The following is an 18560-nucleotide window of genomic DNA, read 5'->3' on the forward strand; positions in this document are numbered from 1 at the left end:
GAGAATGATGAGAACTAAAAATCCAATATTATTAGCAATTTTAGATGGTTTTGGCATTGCTACTGAACAAGCTTCTAATGCGGTTACGAAAGCTAAGATGGAACATTTTAAATATTTACAAAGTACTTATCCGTCATTAGCAATTCATGCTTCAGGAAAATGAGTTGGTTTACCAGATGGACAAATGGGAAACTCGGAAGTGGGTCATTTGCATATTGGTGCGGGAAGAATTTTATATCAATCATTATCGCTAATTAATAATGCTATTGGTGATAAATCTTTTTATGAAAATCCAGCTCTGTTAGCTGCTATTTATCAAGCTAAAAGTAATAATTCGCGATTGCATATTATTGGTTTATTATCTGATGGTGGTGTTCATTCGCATATTAATCATTTATTAGCAATTTTGACAATGGCAAAAGAACAGCAGTTTAAAGATGTTTATGTGCATGCGATTTTAGATGGTCGTGATACTAAACAGGATGTTGCTAAAGAGTACTTAACAAAGTTAATGTCTGTGATGAATGAATTACAAGTTGGATATTTATCTAGTATTTCGGGAAGATATTACGCAATGGATCGTGACCAACGATGAGAGCGAATGAAGTTAGCGTATGATGTCATTATGCAACGGAATGGCGCTAGTTTTAGTAATCCTTTAACATATATTGATGATGAGTATGCTTGTTCTCGTAATGATGAATTTATTATTCCGGCATATAATGAACAAGTTGCTAATGGTTATATTAAAGATAATGATAGTGTAATTTTTACTAATTTCCGTCCTGACCGTGCTATTCAATTAGCTGCGGCAATAACTAATCGTGAATATGTGTGAAATTCAGAAGTAGTTCGTAATAATTTATTTTTTGTAACAATGACAGAATATAGTGTTGATGTTAAAGCTAATCAAATTGCTTTTCAAAGTCAAAATGTGAATAATGGTCTTGGTGAATGAATTAGTAAGCAAGGATTAGAACAATTACGAATTGCTGAAACCGAAAAATATGCTCATGTTACTTATTTCTTTGATGGTGGCAGAGATATTATGTTTTCTGGTGAAGACCGCATATTAGTTTCTTCACCACGAGTTGCCACTTATGATTTAAAACCAGAAATGGCTGCCAACGAAGTTGCTAAGGAATTAATTAGTAAAATTAAAATGCAAAAATATGATTTGATTGTTCTTAATTTTGCTAATCCTGATATGGTAGGTCATACTGGTAATTTATTAGCTACTATTAAAGCATTACAAGTAGTTGATAAATGTTTAAAAGAAATATATGAACCATTAAAATCGTTAGGGGGCATTATGGTATTAACAGCTGATCATGGTAATGCTGAAATTATGATTGATGAGACGGGTGATATTAATAAGAAACATACTTCACAGTTAGTGCCATTAGTTATTACTAAATCAGATTTAAAATTGGTAACAAATACCGATATTAGTTTAGCAAATATTGCTCCAACAATTTGTAATTTATTAGGAATTAGCATTCCTGATGAAATGACAAGTAAATCAATTATTAAAAAATAACTTTATTTTGAAGGGAGGTAAATATATGCCAGAAGATAAAAAAGTTGATATTTTAAAGGATTTTTTTAGTATTTCAATTTGACAATCGTTAGTTATTATTTTAATTTTCGTTGTTTTAGTTATAAGTTTAGAAATTTTAGTTAAGTTAACTAAAATGCGATTTAGTTTTCGAATTTTTACTGCTATTGGTGGGGGGTTATCTTTGCCATTGGTATTCAAGCGATATTAGGTTTTCCTAATGATGATAGTGCTACTAGTATTTGAAAGAAATTCTTAGAGGATAAAAAAAAACAGAAAATCCTAATTACAATCTTTGGTTGCATCAAGTTATTACTTGGATAACATTGTTAAAAACTATTTTTATTAATGGAATGTTGATGTTATCTGTTCCCGTTGTATTTTTAGCAATTGCTCGGGTGGTTGTTAAACCACATACTAGTGGTTTAACAACAATGACAATTAAAAAAAGGCATTATTATTTTTTTAATTTTGTCGAAAACTCTTGATAAAATAAAAAAAATCATCAACTTGATAATTTTAAAAGGCTTTTATGTAAAATTACTATTTTTACTTTAACTTTTTTATACATTAAAATATAATACCGCTGTTTGTTGGTTTGGAGTTAAACCCTTATGTTGGTATTTTCATTTTCAGAGATTTAAATAATTTTGAATATTAGTAAAACCTAAACCATGATAATGAATTAAGGCTTCTTTAAGACTAGATTGTAATTTACTGATTTTATTTAAGTTACGATAACTAGCTTCAGGATTAATTGTTGTTTTAGTTACACATAAAGTAGAATTTGTTTGTTTTGCTACTAAAAAATATAATTTTTGCATATCAGAAGTAATAATTGAATTTTCGTTAATTAATTCTTTGTTCATATTTTCAATAACTCATTGTTTTTGTAAACGTTTGGTGTTTGTGGATTTAACATAAATATTGTTATTATTATCAATTGCCATTTGAATACAGCATTTAGTATTAGTTGCGAATGGGTCAAGGTGAATTCTTCGTGGATCAGTTTTATATTTGAAATTTCCTTTATGAATTTCTTTAATAAATGTTTCATCGATTTGGATTTTACCAGATAATTTTTTAAATTTTAATTGGGTATTTTCTAATTGTTTTGATTTCATTAATTTTTGACGATTATATCAAGCAGTTTTTAATGTAGTTTTAATAAAACGAGAAATTGTTTTACTAGATTGCCCCAGCAATGAAATTTGAATCAATAAATTTCATTGTTCATAATTTAAATGACTTCAATAAATAAAATGATTACGAAAAGCGTCAAAACTTGCACGGCAATTTTTACATAAATATTTTTGTTTTCCTTCTGAATTATGTCCATTTTTAACGCAATGGTAAGATTCACATTTAGGGCATTTAATACCTTGCGCTCTAAATTTTTGATCAATTTCATTTAAACGTTTTTGTTTTTTTATTAATTCTGCTTGTTGTTTGACTTTTTCATAAAATTCTAAAAATTGATCATCTGTTAAAGTATTTACTAGTTCTTGAATTATTTTTTCCATAATTATTATCCACCTCTATCATATTAAAAATATACCTAAAATTAAGTATATTCAATAAATATCAAGAGTTTTCGACAAAATTAAAATATTATTTTATTAATTAATGTTGCTGTTGCTTATATGGTGACATATTTAGTTGGTATGTTATTAGACATTGGTAGTGGTTTAAATTTACAACCAGAAGGAATGCGTGATGAAACTACAGTTAAGGAATTACCAGAAGTAATTAGTAACTTATATGCCAGCAAATTTTATTGGGGCTTTTGTTGGGGGAGCGATTATTCCCGTAATGGTTATTGCGGCGTTAGTTGGGTATGGGTATGCGATTAAAAAGCAAAGCAAACGGTATGAACGAGAGAGGAGAGAAATGGGGACTGTACAATTAACTGTGTCTCTAAGTAATTAACTTAAATTCACTCTGTCCTCAAATTTTATCATTAAATGTGAAATTACACTACCCCAATTTTGAATTGGCATCGTTCATTTCTTAACCATATTTTGAAATGCTAAATAAAATATTTTTTTTATTTTATCAAGAGTTTTCGACAAAATTAAAAGAATTTGTTTGTTTTGCTACTAAAAAATATAATTTTTGTATATCAGAAGTAATAATTGAATTTTCGTTAATTAATTCTTTGTTCATATTTTCAATAACTCATTGTTTTTGTAAACGTTTGGTGTTTGTGGATTTAACATAAATATTGTTATTATTATCAATTGCCATTTGAATACAGCATTTAGTATTAGTTGCGAATGGGTCAAGGTGAATTCTTCGTGGATCAGTTTTATATTTGAAATTTCCTTTATGGATTTCTTTAATAAATGTTTCATCGATTTGGATTTTACCAGATAATTTTTTAAATTTTAATTGGGTATTTTCTAATTGTTTTGATTTCATTAATTTTTGACGATTATATCAAGCAGTTTTTAATGTAGTTTTAATAAAACGAGAAATTGTTTTACTAGATTGCCCCAGCAATGAAATTTGAATCAATAAATTTCATTGTTCATAATTTAAATGACTTCAATAAATAAAATGATTACGAAAAGCGTCAAAACTTGCACGGCAATTTTTACATAAATATTTTTGTTTTCCTTCTGAATTATGTCCATTTTTAACGCAATGGTAAGATTCACATTTAGGGCATTTAATACCTTGCACTCTAAATTTTTGATCAATTTCATTTAAACGTTTTTGTTTTTTTATTAATTCTGCTTGTTGTTTGACTTTTTCATAAAATTCTAAAAATTGATCATCTGTTAAAGTATTTACTAGTTCTTGAATTATTTTTTCCATAATTATTATCCACCTCTATCATATTAAAATATACCTAAAATTAAGTATATTCAATAAATATCAAGAGTTTTCGACAAAATTAAAAAATTTTTACAACAAAAATCATACATAAGAAATATATACTTAATTTGAATATTGAAATAATTTATAGTAAATGATTATTTTTTCTTTTTTAAAAAATACCTAAGAAAACTAAACGCGATCTTTATTAAAAATAAGATATTACTTTAAATTTATAGTAAAATTAATAAAGATTAACAATTAATAGGAGGAAAGTATGGCGTATCAAAAAGAATACCAAAAATGATTAAATAATAATGATTTGGAACCACAATTAAGAGAACAATTAATTGCAATGAATGAAAAAGAAATTATTGATGCTTTTAGTAATTCATTAAGTTTTGGTACAGCAGGAATTCGTGGGGTTATGGGACCTGGAATTGCAAGAATGAATATTTATAATATTAGAAAGGCAACAATTGCTTTTATCCAATATTTACAAAAACATTATGAAATGGATGAATTACAAAAAGGAATTGTTATTGCGCATGATAATCGCCATTATTCATTAGAATTTAGTCAAGAAGTAGCTAATATTTTTACTAGTTATAGTATTCCCGTATACTTGTTTTCTAATAATGATTTACGACCAACACCATTATTATCATATAGTGTGAGAAAATTAAATGCTTTAGCTGGTGCTGTCATTACTGCTAGTCATAATCCGCCAGAATATAATGGTTTTAAAATTTATGATGAAAATGGTTGTCAATTTTTACCAGTTGTTACTGATGAAGTTGGTAATAATATGGAAAATATTGCTATTGAGGATGTGTTTAAGTTACTAAAACCAATTCAAAAACAATTAATAAAAACTGTTCCCATTATTGTTGAAGAAGAATATATTAAAGATGTTAAAGCATTACAATTTTATCCTCATGAACAAAAGGATATTAAGATAGTTTTTTCTAATCAGCACGGTACTAGTCGTGATTGAGTAATGAGGGTTTTACAAAGTAGCAATTATCAAGTTATTCCTGTTAAAGAACAATGAGATTTTGATCCTAATTTTAGTAATACACCATCACCTAATCCAGAAGTTGCTGAATCTTTTACATTAGCTATTAAATATGCTAAAAAAAATAATGCTGACTTAATTATTATTAATGACCCTGATAGTGATAGAATCGGCATTGCAGTTTTACATCATAATGAGTATTTTTTATTAAATGGTAATGAAACAGCACCAATTTTGTTAGAATACTTATTAAGTCATTATCAACAGCAAAAAATTATGCCATTGAACCCAGTAATGTATAATACTTTTGTTACTGGTCATTTAAGTGATTTGGTAGCAAAATCTTATGGTTGTGAAGTTATTAAAACATTAACTGGTTTTAAATGAATTGGTAATGAAATGGCAAAAGAAAAGACACGAAATATAAATTTTGTTTTTGGTTTTGAAGAAGCATATGGTTATGTTGTTAAAGATTTAACTCGTGATAAAGATGGTATTGCCGCGGCAATGGTTGTTGCTGAGGCTTGTAATTATTATCGCCAACAAAATAAGTCATTAGTAGATGTTTTAGAAGATATTTATCAAAAATATGGATATTTTTTTTACTTTAATACGGTTAATGTTGTTTTAAAAGGTCCTAGTGGGCAAAAAGCAATTAAGACGATTTTAGCAAAGTTAAGAAAAGATTCAATTGTTAGTTTAAATAATATTAAATTAGCAAAAAAAGAAGATTATTTGCAAGGTTTATATAATATGCCTCCCCAAGATTTATTAAAATTTTATTTTAATGATGGTTCGTGGTTAGCAATAAGAGCTAGTGGTACCGAACCAAAAATTAAATTTTATTTTGTTTGTGTTGATAAATCAGTGAAAGCAGCAAAAATAAAAATGGAATTAATGTTTTCCGATTTAGAAAAAAATTATTTACATTTAAAGAAAGGGAAATTAGATGATTAAAGATTTAAAAGCAAATAGTAATGTTCTTGATAAATTCTTAGTTGAAAAAATTAATCAAGGAACAACAAGTAATGGAGCAACATATTTAACAGTAACTTTAAAAGATAAAACAGGACTTATTGAAGCCCGCTTATGAAATTCACAACGCGAAGATGCAATTAGATTACAAGCAGGAGTAATTGTTAAAATTAATGGTTTAGTTTCAGAATATCAAAGAAGTTTACAAGTTAAAATTAATAATTATGAAATTATTCCTTTACAAGAAGCAGATCTTAATTTGTTTGTTAAAAGTGCTCCAGTTAGTGAAAGTTTAATGTGGGAACAAATTAATGCGTTTATTATGGAAATTAAAAATGATGTTTGAAAACAAATTGTTGAAGAAATTTTAAAGACGCAACAAGATCGTTTTAAAATTTCTCCAGCAGCGGTTAGGCATCATCATAATATTCATTCGGGATTAATGTGACATACATTAACTATGTTACAAACAGCAGAAGCGATTTGTAAAATTTATAATGATCGTAAAATTAATAAAAGTTTATTATATGCGGGAATTATTTTACATGATATGGGAAAAACTAAAGAATTACAAGGTGATTTAACAGTTGAATATAGTTTGCAAGGTAAACTAATAGGGCATATTTCAATTATGGCTGGTGAAATTGCTACCATTGGTGCGAAATTACAATTAGATATGCAACAAGTAGTTTTATTGCAACATATGGTTTTAGCAAGTCATGGTAAAACTGAATATGGTTCGCCAGTTTTACCACAAATTATGGAAGCAGAAATTTTGCATCATATTGATAACTTAGATGCGAGAATTTATGCCATTGATAGTGGTTTAGAACAAGTTGAAAATGAAGCTTTTTCCCAACGCATTGGCGGACTAGAAAATCGTAGTTTTTATCGTCACAATTATTTTAACAGTGAAATTTAGTTAAAAAAAGAATTCCTAGATTTTGTTAGGAATTCTTTTTTTAACTAAATTTAAGTTTTTTTGTAATGTTGTTAGTTCTTTACTGTCAACAACCATTTGACTTTTTGGTAATTGTAAACCACTGTGGGAAGAATACTTAGGAATAATATGTAAATGATAGTGTTCAATAGTTTGTCCAGCGAGAATGCCATTATTAGAAATAAAATTAAATGCTGAAGTATTAAGTTGCACTTCAATTTGTTTAGCGACTTTTTTAGCAGTAATATTAACAAAAGAAATGATATCATCATTGGTATTAATAAAATTTGTACTATGAATTTTAGGGATAACTAGGGTGTGTCCTTTGTCAAGGGGCATAATGTCTAAAAAGGCAATTGTATGTTCATCTTCATAAATTATATGACTAGGAATTTCGTGCAAAATTATTTTGCAAAATAAACAAGATTGTTCATGCATTTAATAATCCTCCTTGTTTAAAAAAGAGAACAGTTAACTGTTCTCTTTTTTTGTAAATTAATCATCTTCTTCATCTTGGAAATAAGTAGATAAATCTTCTCATATCTTTTTATCGTAAATATTTTTCTTAGTTACAATGTATTTTGTATATAAATATTGACTAGCATTCTTTTTTAAATTATCATCTTTGGAAATTATAAATAATAATTCATTAATTAATGATGTTTTTTTATTATTAGGAAGAGTTTGCATTCTCGTATTATTGCGTTCGCTATTTTTTTTAGTTCCTGTTTTATTAGTATTATTTTTTCACTCAAATTCTATCCCGTTATCAATTTGAATTTCTTTATCATCATCAATTTTATAACCTTTAAACAAATCAGTGACAAAAATTGGGAGAACATAAATTTTAGATACATAACGACGGTCTTCAGTATAAAATTTATTTATTTCAGAATTATTAGGAGCTTTACTACTAGCAAAGCCAACAATTTGTCTCTCTTTCACTTGTTCTTTATAAAAATCTTCTATTGTGTTGTCATCATAAGGATTATTATCATTACCATAAGCAACAAAACCACGAAAACCTGCCATATTAAATATTGGATCAAAAATTGTTTTGACTTCATTATTATCAGGTTTAAATTTATTTTTGAAAGTATCATCAGGAATTAACATAACATCATCGCTAGGTAAATTTGCTTCATCTTCCTTTTTAACTTTTACTTCTCAAACCATTTTTATTTTACTATCTCAAACATTACCTGAATCAAATGTTTGCACACTTTTAGAAACAGTTCAACTTATTGGCAATGAATAATTACCATCTTTTTTTAATTCAAAAATCCGATCTTGTAATCAAGTCATTGTCATTAAATTATCAAGAATAGTAGGTTTAATTTGTGCATTATAGTAATCAGCAAATCGTTCACGAACTTTAACTTTATAATTTATGGTTTCATTGTTGGCGCTTGTGATTTCGGCTGTCATTAAGTTATTAATGCTTGGTTGAATTGTATCAGTATAGGCCTCATCTTTTTCTTCATCTCAAGTCCCTAAAATATGCCATTCCGCTGATTGCTTAATGTCGTATCCTTGTTTAGTAACTGTTGCTTCTAAGAAACTATTATTTAATCTTGCTTTTAAGTATTCTTGATATAATTTATCACCTGCTATTTGGTTTCAAAGGTTATCAAATTGTTGCAAATAATTTTTAATTTCTGTCTCAGATAAGTTTTCAATTTTTTTGCCTCGTATTTTCGCATATATCGTAACAAATTCATTACGAGCAATAATCTCTTTAATAGCATTAAAACCATATTCACTAATCTTACCTTTAAATTTATCAAATAATGCTTTTCCAGTAATATTATTTTTATCGATTATTTCAAGTAATTTAATAAATTGTTCTTCTTGAGTTTTTTCAGATATATTAGTATCAATGCGGTCTTTAGATTTACTACAAGCAATAACAGTTACAATAGGAGATGAAGATATTAAAATTGTACTCATGAAACTGACTAATTTCTTTAGTATTTGCATCTTAATGTTTCTCCTTTTCTAATTGTAATCAATAGTTACTAATTTCTGTTGATGAATAAAGGTTCCCTGTTAAAGAATGGTTATTTTTAGGTTTAATAGAAGTTGGGGGAGTATTCCCTTTAATAGTTCATAAGTTATCTTTATTATTCATAAAGTTATCATTAATAAGTTTATTAACATCAATTAATGCTCCAATAGTTTTATTTTTATTGGAAGGAATCTTATTAATGGCATCATTTTCATCATTTAGATTTTTACTTAAAATATTAATTTTAGTTCCTAACAGTGAAGAACGAGAAGGTTTAAATATTTTACCTAAAATAGCAGTTCATTTATCTTGGTCAGATTCAATATATTTTTTATATCATTCATTATTTGGTTTATCATCATTTCGTTCTAATCACGCCATCATATCTCAAAATCAAAATCATCAGTTTTCATTATTATCAATATTATTTTGGGAAAAATCAGTATAAGTTTTAATTTCATTCAAAGGATTAAAACCAGAACTTTCACTTTGAGGATTATCATCAACGCGTTTTTTAAATTCATCAAATAAATATTGTAAATAGGGAGTTTTAGCAAGACGCATATTTACAGGTGAAGTTATTGCCGGATATTTGCCGTCACTTTCTTGATTTTCGCCAATATCACCATCAGCTTTATAACCATCTCGTAAGTGGTCATAACCATTAATTTTAATAAAACGCACTTCATTCGTATCAGCAATAAAAACAACTTTATCATTACCAATTTTAATTTTTTTAAAAATATTATTTTTGTTGCTATCTTTTCGTTCATCATTTAAATCGTTTAAAAGGGCATCAAAGTTAGTTGGAATACTTCCGCCATCAGTACCATCGTATGCTAAATCATAAGTCGCTGCTTTAAACATTGGACTAAATTTATCATTAGAACTATCTAAAATTAATAAATTAGGTAATTGACCAAAGGTTGTTTTGTTATCATCGCTATATAAACCAGCCAATTGTTCAAAAGATTTACTTTTAGCATCACTTAAAAAATCATTAATGTTTTTTAAATTCTTATTTTCATCAAAATCTTTTGTTTCAATGCCATCTTCTAAACCATTTTTGTCTTTACCATCATATTTAAAATTAATTTGAGAAACTAATAACGGTTTTAAATTAAAGTATCATTGTTCAGCAATAAATTTTTGTTCTTTACTTAATTTATTTGATTGTTGAGCATCGGGGTTCATCATTACCTTATTGTGCTCATCAAATTTAATAAGATTTTCTGGTTTGATAGCAAAAGTATTGAAAAGACTTTCAATTTTTTCTTTTAATTCATTATTATTAAGTTTATATGCTTTTCTTAATGCTCGGTTCCGAGTTTCGGTTTCGGTTTTACTCCCATATCATAAATCAATGTTAAAATTAGCACCATCGCTGTTGATTTTCTTTATTAAATCATTGGCAATTCTTTTAATTTGTTCCATACTATAGCGATCATAATCAATTTGAAAGTCATTAATAAATTTTTTTCGAAAAGTTTCATAAACATTATTGGGAGTAGAATTATCTAATAATAAGTGATCCTTAAATCCTTCTACACCACCTCATTTTTTATATTCTTTAGCTTCTTCTTTGGTTTTATTATTTCCTCATTGTTTATGTACAGTTCCTTCAATATAAGTATTTAAATTGGTCATCATATTATCGTAACTTTTTTTAAATATCGGATCATTTTTTTTGTTTTTAAGAACAGATAGTTGTAAGCGTTTAGTAAACTCAACAAATTGTTCTTTTTTAATTTCATTATTTTTAATGAAATTATTGAAAAGTTGATCAATTGTAATGCGATCTAATTTTCCTGAAAAATCATCTAATCCTTTAAATTTTAATGTTGGAAGGTCAAGAAGTACTTGCGAACCATCATCACCAATAAATTCTCATTTATTGGAGCAAGCTGCTGATGTCCATATTGGACTTATTGATAACACCAAAGCAAATGGTAAAACTATCTTTTTCTTCATTAATCTCAATCACTCCTTAAATATTAGTTTTCATAAAATATTTAATTTTACAATACATATTATACACTATATAGTAAAAATGTAATTTCTAAAATACGGGTACGGTCGCGTTTAGTTTTCTTAGGTATTTTTTAAAAAAGAAAAAATAATCATTTACTATAAATTATTTCAATATTCAAATTAAGTATATATTTCTTATGTATGATTTTTGTTGTAAAAAATTTTTAATTTTGTCGAAAACTCTTGATATTTATTGAATATACTTAATTTTAGGTATATTTTTAATATGATAGAGGTGGATAATAATTATGGAAAAAATAATTCAAGAACTAGTAAATACTTTAACAGATGATCAATTTTTAGAATTTTATGAAAAAGTCAAACAACAAGCAGAATTAATAAAAAAACAAAAACGTTTAAATGAAATTGATCAAAAATTTAGAGCGCAAGGTATTAAATGCCCTAAATGTGAATCTTACCATTGCGTTAAAAATGGACATAATTCAGAAGGAAAACAAAAATATTTATGTAAAAATTGCCGTGCAAGTTTTGACGCTTTTCGTAATCATTTTATTTATTGAAGTCATTTAAATTATGAACAATGAAATTTATTGATTCAAATTTCATTGCTGGGGCAATCTAGTAAAACAATTTCTCGTTTTATTAAAACTACATTAAAAACTGCTTGATATAATCGTCAAAAATTAATGAAATCAAAACAATTAGAAAATACCCAATTAAAATTTAAAAAATTATCTGGTAAAATCCAAATCGATGAAACATTTATTAAAGAAATTCATAAAGGAAATTTCAAATATAAAACTGATCCACGAAGAATTCACCTTGACCCATTCGCAACTAATACTAAATGCTGTATTCAAATGGCAATTGATAATAATAACAATATTTATGTTAAATCCACAAACACCAAACGTTTACAAAAACAATGAGTTATTGAAAATATGAACAAAGAATTAATTAACGAAAATTCAATTATTACTTCCGATATGCAAAAATTATATTTTTTAGTAGCAAAACAAACAAATTCTACTTTATGTGTAACTAAAACAACAATTAATCCTGAAGCTAGTTATCGTAACTTAAATAAAATCAGTAAATTACAATCTAGTCTTAAAGAAGCCTTAATTCATTATCATGGTTTAGGTTTTACTAATATTCAAAATTATTTAAATCTCTGAAAATGAAAATACCAACATAAGGGTTTAACTCCAAATCAACAAACAGCGGTATTATATTTTAATAGACTTCTTGCAAAATTAATTTAAAATATAATTGAATTGTTGTTTTTAATAAAAAGGTGGAATTTAAATGAAATTTAAAAAAAATAATCAAATAAGTGATAAAAATTTTTTAAGATTAACTGGTATTAAACATACTACTTTTAATAAAATGCTAGAAATTTTAAAAATAGAAGAATTAAAAAAGAGATTTCGTCGCGGAAGAACCAATAAATTATCATTAGAAAATCGTATTTTAATGACTTTAGAATATTGAAGAGAATATAGAACTTATTTTCATATTGCAAAAAGTTATGATATTAGTGAAAGTAGTTGTTATAGAAATATCAAATGAATTGAAGACACTTTAATAAAACACCCTAATTTTCAACAACTTACTGGTCAAAAATCACTATTAAAAGATTATTTCAAAGATAAGACTGTTATAATTGATGTAACTGAAAGCCAAATCCAACGCCCAAAAAAAGACAAAAACAGCACTACTCAGGAAAAAAGAAAAAACACACAATAAAAACACAAGTTATAATTGAAAAAGATAGTAAAAAAATTATTAGTTCTGATTTTTCTTATGAGACTTGGTACATAACCTTTAATTTTATCTACTATTTTGATAATATTATTTCCTAGGTGAAGTACAAATGTTAGATAAATACAAAGACGAAAACGAATTTTATAGTTTAATAGGCATAAAATATAAAACTTTCATGAAAATGGTAGAAATTTTAAAAGAAGGTGAAGCTAAACAAAAACAAATTGGTGGTAGACCAAATAAATTATCAATAGAGCAAAGATTACTTATGACTTTAGAATACTGAAAAGAATATAGTACATATCGTATTATTGCAAAAAAATATAATATTAGTCATGTTAGTTGTATTCGTAATATCTTTTGAGTTGAAAATACTCTAATAAAAAATAGTCACTTTCATATACCTGGCAAAAAGATATTATTAGAAAATAAGGGTACTACTAATAATTTATTAGCAATTGATGCTACAGAAATTCCAATTGAAAGAATTAAAAAAAACTAAAATTATTATTTTCTGGTAAGAAAAGGCAACATTCATTAAAATCGCAAATAATTATTGATTTATTTAACAATAAAATTATTTCAGTAGATTTTTGTTATGGCAGTACTCATGATTATAAGTTATTTTTAAAATCAAATACACTTATAAATCCAAAATTAGAATTAATTGCCGATTCAGGATATCAAGGTTTGCAAAATGTTCATAAAAATACATTATTGCCAATTAAAAAGAGTAAAAATAATCCTTTAAATCCAGATAAAAAGGAATATAATAGCTTTTTAAGTAAAGTTAGAATTGTCATTGAACATGTTTTTGCTAGATTAAAAAGATTTAAAATACTAGTTTATCGTTATCGCAATAAGATTAGAAGATTTGGATTACGATTTAACTTAATTTCAGGAATATATAATTTTGAATTAAGCTAGTTATAGTTATGTACCAAGTCTATGGTAAAAACCATGACTTTAAAATTTTAAAAGATTCAAAAATTAAATTTTTACCAGAAACAACTGTTTTAGTGGATTTAGGTTATCAAGGCATACAAAAAATTAATCATAATGTTTTAATTCCTAAAAGAAAATCAAAGAAAAACCCTTTAAATAAAGAAGAAAAGCAAAATAATGAGCGAATTTCAAAAATGAGAATTGTTATTGAAAATGTTTTTGCTATACTTAAAAAATTTAAAATTATTAGTGAAAAATATCGAAATCGTAGAAAAAGATTTGCTTTAAGATTTAATTTAATAGCTTCAATTTATAATTTACAACTATTAGTTTAAATATATTTGATAATTTAAAATTTCAGTCTTTTTTTATTGTAAATAATAATTTTTATTATGTTTTAATGACAAAATATTTGTAAAAATAATCTAAAAATTATTTTAATAACACTTTTATATTTATTTTAAATTTAAAAATTATAATTATCATATTAATTTTGCAAGAAGTCTAATGTATAAAAAAAGTTAAAGTAAAAATAGTAATTTTACATAAAAGCCTTTTAAAATTATCAAGTTGATGATTTTTTTTATTTTATCAAGAGTTTTCGACAAAATTAAAAAAAAAATGCATAAAACCTAAAACGCTTTTAAATCATTTAATACTTAATAGACTTCTTGCAAAATTAATTTAAAATATAATTGAATTGTTGTTTTTAATAAAAAGGTGGAATTTAAATGAAATTTAAAAAAAATAATCAAATAAGTGATAAAAATTTTTTAAGATTAACTGGTATTAAACATACTACTTTTAATAAAATGCTAGAAATTTTAAAAATAGAAGAATTAAAAAAGAGATTTCGTCGCGGAAGAACCAATAAATTATCATTAGAAAATCGTATTTTAATGACTTTAGAATATTGAAGAGAATATAGAACTTATTTTCATATTGCAAAAAGTTATGATATTAGTGAAAGTAGTTGTTATAGAAATATCAAATGAATTGAAGACACTTTAATAAAACACCCTAATTTTCAACAACTTACTGGTCAAAAATCACTATTAAAAGATTATTTCAAAGATAAGACTGTTATAATTGATGTAACTGAAAGCCAAATCCAACGCCCAAAAAAAGACAAAAACAGCACTACTCAGGAAAAAAGAAAAAACACACAATAAAAACACAAGTTATAATTGAAAAAGATAGTAAAAAAATTATTAGTTCTGATTTTTCTTATGGTAAAAACCATGACTTTAAAATTTTAAAAGATTCAAAAATTAAATTTTTACCAGAAACAACTGTTTTAGTGGATTTAGGTTATCAAGGCATACAAAAAATTAATCATAATGTTTTAATTCCTAAAAGAAAATCAAAGAAAAACCCTTTAAATAAAGAAGAAAAGCAAAATAATGAGCGAATTTCAAAAATGAGAATTGTTATTGAAAATGTTTTTGCTATACTTAAAAAATTTAAAATTATTAGTGAAAAATATCGAAATCGTAGAAAAAGATTTGCTTTAAGATTTAATTTAATAGCTTCAATTTATAATTTACAACTATTAGTTTAAATATATTTGATAATTTAAAATTTCAGTCTTTTTTTATTGTAAATAATAATTTTTATTATGTTTTAATGACAAAATATTTGTAAAAATAATCTAAAAATTATTTTAATAACACTTTTATATTTATTTTAAATTTAAAAATTATAATTATCATATTAATTTTGCAAGAAGTCTAATATTTATGTTAAATCCACAAACACCAAACGTTTACAAAAACAATGAGTTATTGAAAATATGAACAAAGAATTAATTAACGAAAATTCAATTATTACTTCTGATATGCAAAAATTATATTTTTTAGTAGCAAAACAAACAAATTCTACTTTATGTGTAACTAAAACAACAACTAATCCTGAAGCTAGTTATCGTAACTTAAATAAAATCAGTAAATTACAATCTAGTCTTAAAGAAGCCTTAATTCATTATCATGGTTTAGGTTTTACTAATATTCAAAATTATTTAAATCTCTGAAAATGAAAATACCAACATAAGGGTTTAACTCCAAACCAACAAACAGCGGTATTATATTTTAATAGACTTCTTGCAAAATTAATTTAAAATATAATTGAATTGTTGTTTTTAATAAAAAGGTGGAATTTAAATGAAATTTAAAAAAAATAATCAAATAAGTGATAAAAATTTTTTAAGATTAACTGGTATTAAACATACTACTTTTAATAAAATGCTAGAAATTTTAAAAATAGAAGAATTAAAAAAGAGATTTCGTCGCGGAAGAACCAATAAATTATCATTAGAAAATCGTATTTTAATGACTTTAGAATATTGAAGAGAATATAGAACTTATTTTCATATTGCAAAAAGTTATGATATTAGTGAAAGTAGTTGTTATAGAAATATCAAATGAATTGAAGACACTTTAATAAAACACCCTAATTTTCAACAACTTACTGGTCAAAAATCACTATTAAAAGATTATTTCAAAGATAAGACTGTTATAATTGATGTAACTGAAAGCCAAATCCAACGCCCAAAAAAAGACAAAAACAGCACTACTCAGGAAAAAAGAAAAAACACACAATAAAAACACAAGTTATAATTGAAAAAGATAGTAAAAAAATTATTAGTTCTGATTTTTCTTATGGTAAAAACCATGACTTTAAAATTTTAAAAGATTCAAAAATTAAATTTTTACCAGAAACAACTGTTTTAGTGGATTTAGGTTATCAAGGCATACAAAAAATTAATCATAATGTTTTAATTCCTAAAAGAAAATCAAAGAAAAACCCTTTAAATAAAGAAGAAAAGCAAAATAATGAGCGAATTTCAAAAATGAGAATTGTTATTGAAAATGTTTTTGCTATACTTAAAAAATTTAAAATTATTAGTGAAAAATATCGAAATCGTAGAAAAAGATTTGCTTTAAGATTTAATTTAATAGCTTCAATTTATAATTTACAACTATTAGTTTAAATATATTTGATAATTTAAAATTTCAGTCTTTTTTTATTGTAAATAATAATTTTTATTATGTTTTAATGACAAAATATTTGTAAAAATAATCTAAAAATTATTTTAATAACACTTTTATATTTATTTTAAATTTAAAAATTATAATTATCATATTAATTTTGCAAGAAGTCTAATGTATAAAAAAGTTAAAATAAAAATAGTAATTTTACATAAAAGCCTTTTAAAATTATCAAGTTGATGATTTTTTTATTTTATCAAGAGTTTTCGACAAAATTAAAAATTTTTTACAACAAAAATCATACATAAGAAATATATACTTAATTTGCATATTGAAATAATTTATAGTAAATGATTATTTTTTCTTTTTTAAAAAATACCTAAGAAAACTAAACGCGACCTTTCTTTATAATTTACTTTGTCAGTTTTAATAACTTTGATAGAATATATTTATATTATAGGGGTATAGTTCAATTGGTAGAACAGCGGTCTTCAAAACCGCGTGTTGTGGGTTCAAGTCCTGCTACCCCTGCCAATAAAATTAGTTATTAAGGATGATAGCAATATAAAAATAACCATTTATTGGTATCATCCTACAAATGGTTATTTTTATATTTTTAATGAAGAATATTGCATTTTTTGGAAATTTTACCAAAATTTACCTGATGAAATGTTTTTGCGATATAATTCAAAATTATCAGGAAGATAATATAAATGAAATAAGGAGGCCATTTTGGAAGATTTTGATTTTATTAAGAAATTAAATCATATAAAATTTAATGAAGACAATGTTATTAATGCCAGCATTGCCACATTTATTTTAAATAACTTAGAACAAATTGATGAATGAACATCAAACAAGTGTTGCTAATGCTTGTTTTACTTCTTCTAGTTCAATAATTCGCTTTTGTCAAAAATTAAATCTAAGTGGTTGAACTGAATTAAAGTATCAATTAAAAGTTGTTAATCAAAGAATTAAAAATTCAGAACGACAAGTTAATACTAATTTGCAATTGAAAAATAATATTACCTATTTTTTTAATGAATATATGAAAGTAAGAGAGGAGGATAATAATCGATTATATTTAGATTTTATATAATAAAGATACTGATTTAATTGCTAAAAAAATTATTGATGTCAAAACAATCTTTATTTTTGGTTTTGGAATTTCATATTATTCTGCTATTTCTTTTACACAAAGATTAAGATGAGTAAATAAAAATGTTATTTGTGAGCATGATATTAATGTTATTTATTCATACTTGCCATTAGTTACTGATGATGATGTTATTTGCATATCATTATAGTGGTACAAATAGTTTAATTGGTGAAATAATTGAAGAAGTAAAAGATAAAGCTTATTCAATTGGTATTTTTGCTAAAGAAACAAAATTAGTTAAAAGTTTTAAATCCTATTTTTTAATTAAATCTGAAGAAGAACAATTATGCAGTGTTTTTTCAATTAGATTGCAATTATTAATGCAATTATTAGATTTCTTGTATGCAAAAATAATTAATTTTAAGTTATAAATTAAAATAAAGGTGGGGAT

23 protein-coding genes and 1 tRNA gene are annotated in these 18560 nt (G+C 24.9%); 18 read left to right on the forward strand and 6 right to left on the reverse strand.

Translation table 4 applies throughout. The annotated features are described in order from the left end of the window. Positions 1-4 precede the first annotated feature (4 nt). The 3 genes from gpmI (at position 5) to AAHM82_RS03375 (ending at position 2049) form a co-directional block, all read left to right on the forward strand. Complete coding sequence (gene gpmI, locus AAHM82_RS03365) at positions 5-1540, forward strand: 2,3-bisphosphoglycerate-independent phosphoglycerate mutase (protein ID WP_342264536.1); 1536 nt, start codon at positions 5-7, stop codon at positions 1538-1540. A 25-nt stretch (positions 1541-1565) separates the two neighbouring features. After that, entirely contained in the window at positions 1566-1769 is a 204-nt protein-coding gene (locus AAHM82_RS03370) for a hypothetical protein (RefSeq protein ID WP_342264537.1), read from the forward strand. A 115-nt stretch (positions 1770-1884) separates the two neighbouring features. Then, the gene (locus tag AAHM82_RS03375) at positions 1885-2049 is read left to right on the forward strand and encodes a hypothetical protein (protein WP_425288993.1); all 165 of its coding nucleotides are present in this window, start codon (positions 1885-1887) and stop codon (positions 2047-2049) included. Between the two features lie 72 nt (positions 2050-2121). On the opposite strand, the gene AAHM82_RS03380 is transcribed toward AAHM82_RS03375, so the two are convergent. The 3 genes from AAHM82_RS03380 to AAHM82_RS03390 form a co-directional block, all read right to left on the reverse strand. Next, positions 2122-3081, reverse strand: coding sequence for an IS1/IS1595 family N-terminal zinc-binding domain-containing protein (locus AAHM82_RS03380; RefSeq protein WP_342263352.1), 960 nt, complete (start codon positions 3079-3081; stop codon positions 2122-2124). A gap of 402 nt (positions 3082-3483) precedes the next feature. Then, complete coding sequence (locus AAHM82_RS03385; RefSeq protein WP_342264539.1) at positions 3484-3630, reverse strand: hypothetical protein; 147 nt, start codon at positions 3628-3630, stop codon at positions 3484-3486. Next, on the reverse strand, positions 3611-4378 hold the full coding sequence (locus AAHM82_RS03390) for an IS1/IS1595 family N-terminal zinc-binding domain-containing protein (protein ID WP_342264540.1): 768 nt from the start codon (positions 4376-4378) through the stop codon (positions 3611-3613). Before AAHM82_RS03390 ends, AAHM82_RS03385 begins: the two co-directional genes overlap by 20 nt. A 277-nt stretch (positions 4379-4655) precedes the next feature. Between AAHM82_RS03390 and AAHM82_RS03395 the strand changes: the two genes are divergently transcribed. Further along, on the forward strand, positions 4656-6353 hold the full coding sequence (locus AAHM82_RS03395; protein ID WP_342264541.1) for a phospho-sugar mutase: 1698 nt from the start codon (positions 4656-4658) through the stop codon (positions 6351-6353). Continuing rightward, entirely contained in the window at positions 6346-7293 is a 948-nt protein-coding gene (locus tag AAHM82_RS03400; protein WP_342264542.1) for a 3'-5' exoribonuclease YhaM family protein, read from the forward strand. Before AAHM82_RS03395 ends, AAHM82_RS03400 begins: the two co-directional genes overlap by 8 nt. A 15-nt stretch (positions 7294-7308) precedes the next feature. Here the strand turns inward: AAHM82_RS03400 and AAHM82_RS03405 are convergent, their stop codons facing one another. The 3 genes from AAHM82_RS03405 to AAHM82_RS03415 are packed head-to-tail and all read right to left on the reverse strand — an operon-like array spanning position 7309 to position 11290. Then, positions 7309-7749, reverse strand: a complete 441-nt coding sequence (locus AAHM82_RS03405; protein ID WP_342264543.1) for an HIT family protein — start codon at positions 7747-7749, stop codon at positions 7309-7311. A gap of 57 nt (positions 7750-7806) precedes the next feature. After that, positions 7807-9291, reverse strand: coding sequence for a hypothetical protein (locus tag AAHM82_RS03410; protein ID WP_342264544.1), 1485 nt, complete (start codon positions 9289-9291; stop codon positions 7807-7809). Between the two features lies 1 nt (position 9292). Beyond that, positions 9293-11290: a hypothetical protein gene (locus AAHM82_RS03415; protein WP_342264545.1), complete on the reverse strand. Its 1998-nt coding sequence runs from the start codon at positions 11288-11290 to the stop codon at positions 9293-9295. 308 nt (positions 11291-11598) lie between these two features. On the opposite strand from AAHM82_RS03415, the gene AAHM82_RS03420 reads away from it, so the two are divergent. The 13 genes from AAHM82_RS03420 (at position 11599) to AAHM82_RS03470 (ending at position 18540) form a co-directional block, all read left to right on the forward strand. Next, a complete protein-coding gene (locus AAHM82_RS03420; protein WP_342264546.1) occupies positions 11599-12576 on the forward strand; it encodes an IS1/IS1595 family N-terminal zinc-binding domain-containing protein in 978 nt (325 codons plus the stop codon). Between the two features lie 43 nt (positions 12577-12619). Further along, positions 12620-13060, forward strand: coding sequence for a transposase family protein (locus tag AAHM82_RS03425; protein WP_342263396.1), 441 nt, complete (start codon positions 12620-12622; stop codon positions 13058-13060). Between the two features lie 127 nt (positions 13061-13187). Continuing rightward, positions 13188-13580 (forward strand): transposase family protein, encoded by a 393-nt coding sequence (locus AAHM82_RS03430; protein WP_342263426.1) that lies wholly within the window; start codon positions 13188-13190, stop codon positions 13578-13580. A 5-nt stretch (positions 13581-13585) separates the two neighbouring features. Beyond that, positions 13586-14005 carry a transposase family protein gene (locus tag AAHM82_RS03435; protein WP_342264846.1) on the forward strand — a complete coding sequence of 140 codons (420 nt, stop codon included), beginning with the start codon at positions 13586-13588 and terminating at the stop codon, positions 14003-14005. Between the two features lie 8 nt (positions 14006-14013). Beyond that, complete coding sequence (locus tag AAHM82_RS03440) at positions 14014-14358, forward strand: transposase family protein (protein ID WP_342264547.1); 345 nt, start codon at positions 14014-14016, stop codon at positions 14356-14358. Between the two features lie 396 nt (positions 14359-14754). Beyond that, positions 14755-15195 carry a transposase family protein gene (locus tag AAHM82_RS13085; protein WP_342263396.1) on the forward strand — a complete coding sequence of 147 codons (441 nt, stop codon included), beginning with the start codon at positions 14755-14757 and terminating at the stop codon, positions 15193-15195. After that, complete coding sequence (locus AAHM82_RS13090) at positions 15192-15584, forward strand: transposase family protein (protein WP_342264845.1); 393 nt, start codon at positions 15192-15194, stop codon at positions 15582-15584. Before AAHM82_RS13085 ends, AAHM82_RS13090 begins: the two co-directional genes overlap by 4 nt. 231 nt (positions 15585-15815) lie before the next feature. Next, positions 15816-16139, forward strand: a complete 324-nt coding sequence (locus AAHM82_RS03450; protein WP_342264548.1) for a hypothetical protein — start codon at positions 15816-15818, stop codon at positions 16137-16139. A gap of 43 nt (positions 16140-16182) precedes the next feature. Continuing rightward, positions 16183-16623, forward strand: a complete 441-nt coding sequence (locus AAHM82_RS13095; RefSeq protein WP_342263396.1) for a transposase family protein — start codon at positions 16183-16185, stop codon at positions 16621-16623. After that, the gene (locus tag AAHM82_RS13100; protein ID WP_342264845.1) at positions 16620-17012 is read left to right on the forward strand and encodes a transposase family protein; all 393 of its coding nucleotides are present in this window, start codon (positions 16620-16622) and stop codon (positions 17010-17012) included. Before AAHM82_RS13095 ends, AAHM82_RS13100 begins: the two co-directional genes overlap by 4 nt. Before the next feature lie 456 nt (positions 17013-17468). Further along, positions 17469-17544: transfer RNA gene (locus tag AAHM82_RS03460), tRNA-Trp, on the forward strand. Between the two features lie 198 nt (positions 17545-17742). Beyond that, positions 17743-17880, forward strand: a complete 138-nt coding sequence (locus AAHM82_RS03465) for a hypothetical protein (RefSeq protein WP_342263395.1) — start codon at positions 17743-17745, stop codon at positions 17878-17880. Positions 17881-18294: 414 nt separating this feature from the next. Next, entirely contained in the window at positions 18295-18540 is a 246-nt protein-coding gene (locus AAHM82_RS03470; protein WP_342263394.1) for a hypothetical protein, read from the forward strand. Positions 18541-18560 lie beyond the last annotated feature (20 nt).

This window comes from Spiroplasma endosymbiont of Clivina fossor (assembly GCF_964031115.1).
Lineage (GTDB): Bacteria > Bacillota_I > Bacilli_A > Mycoplasmatales > Nriv7 > Nriv7.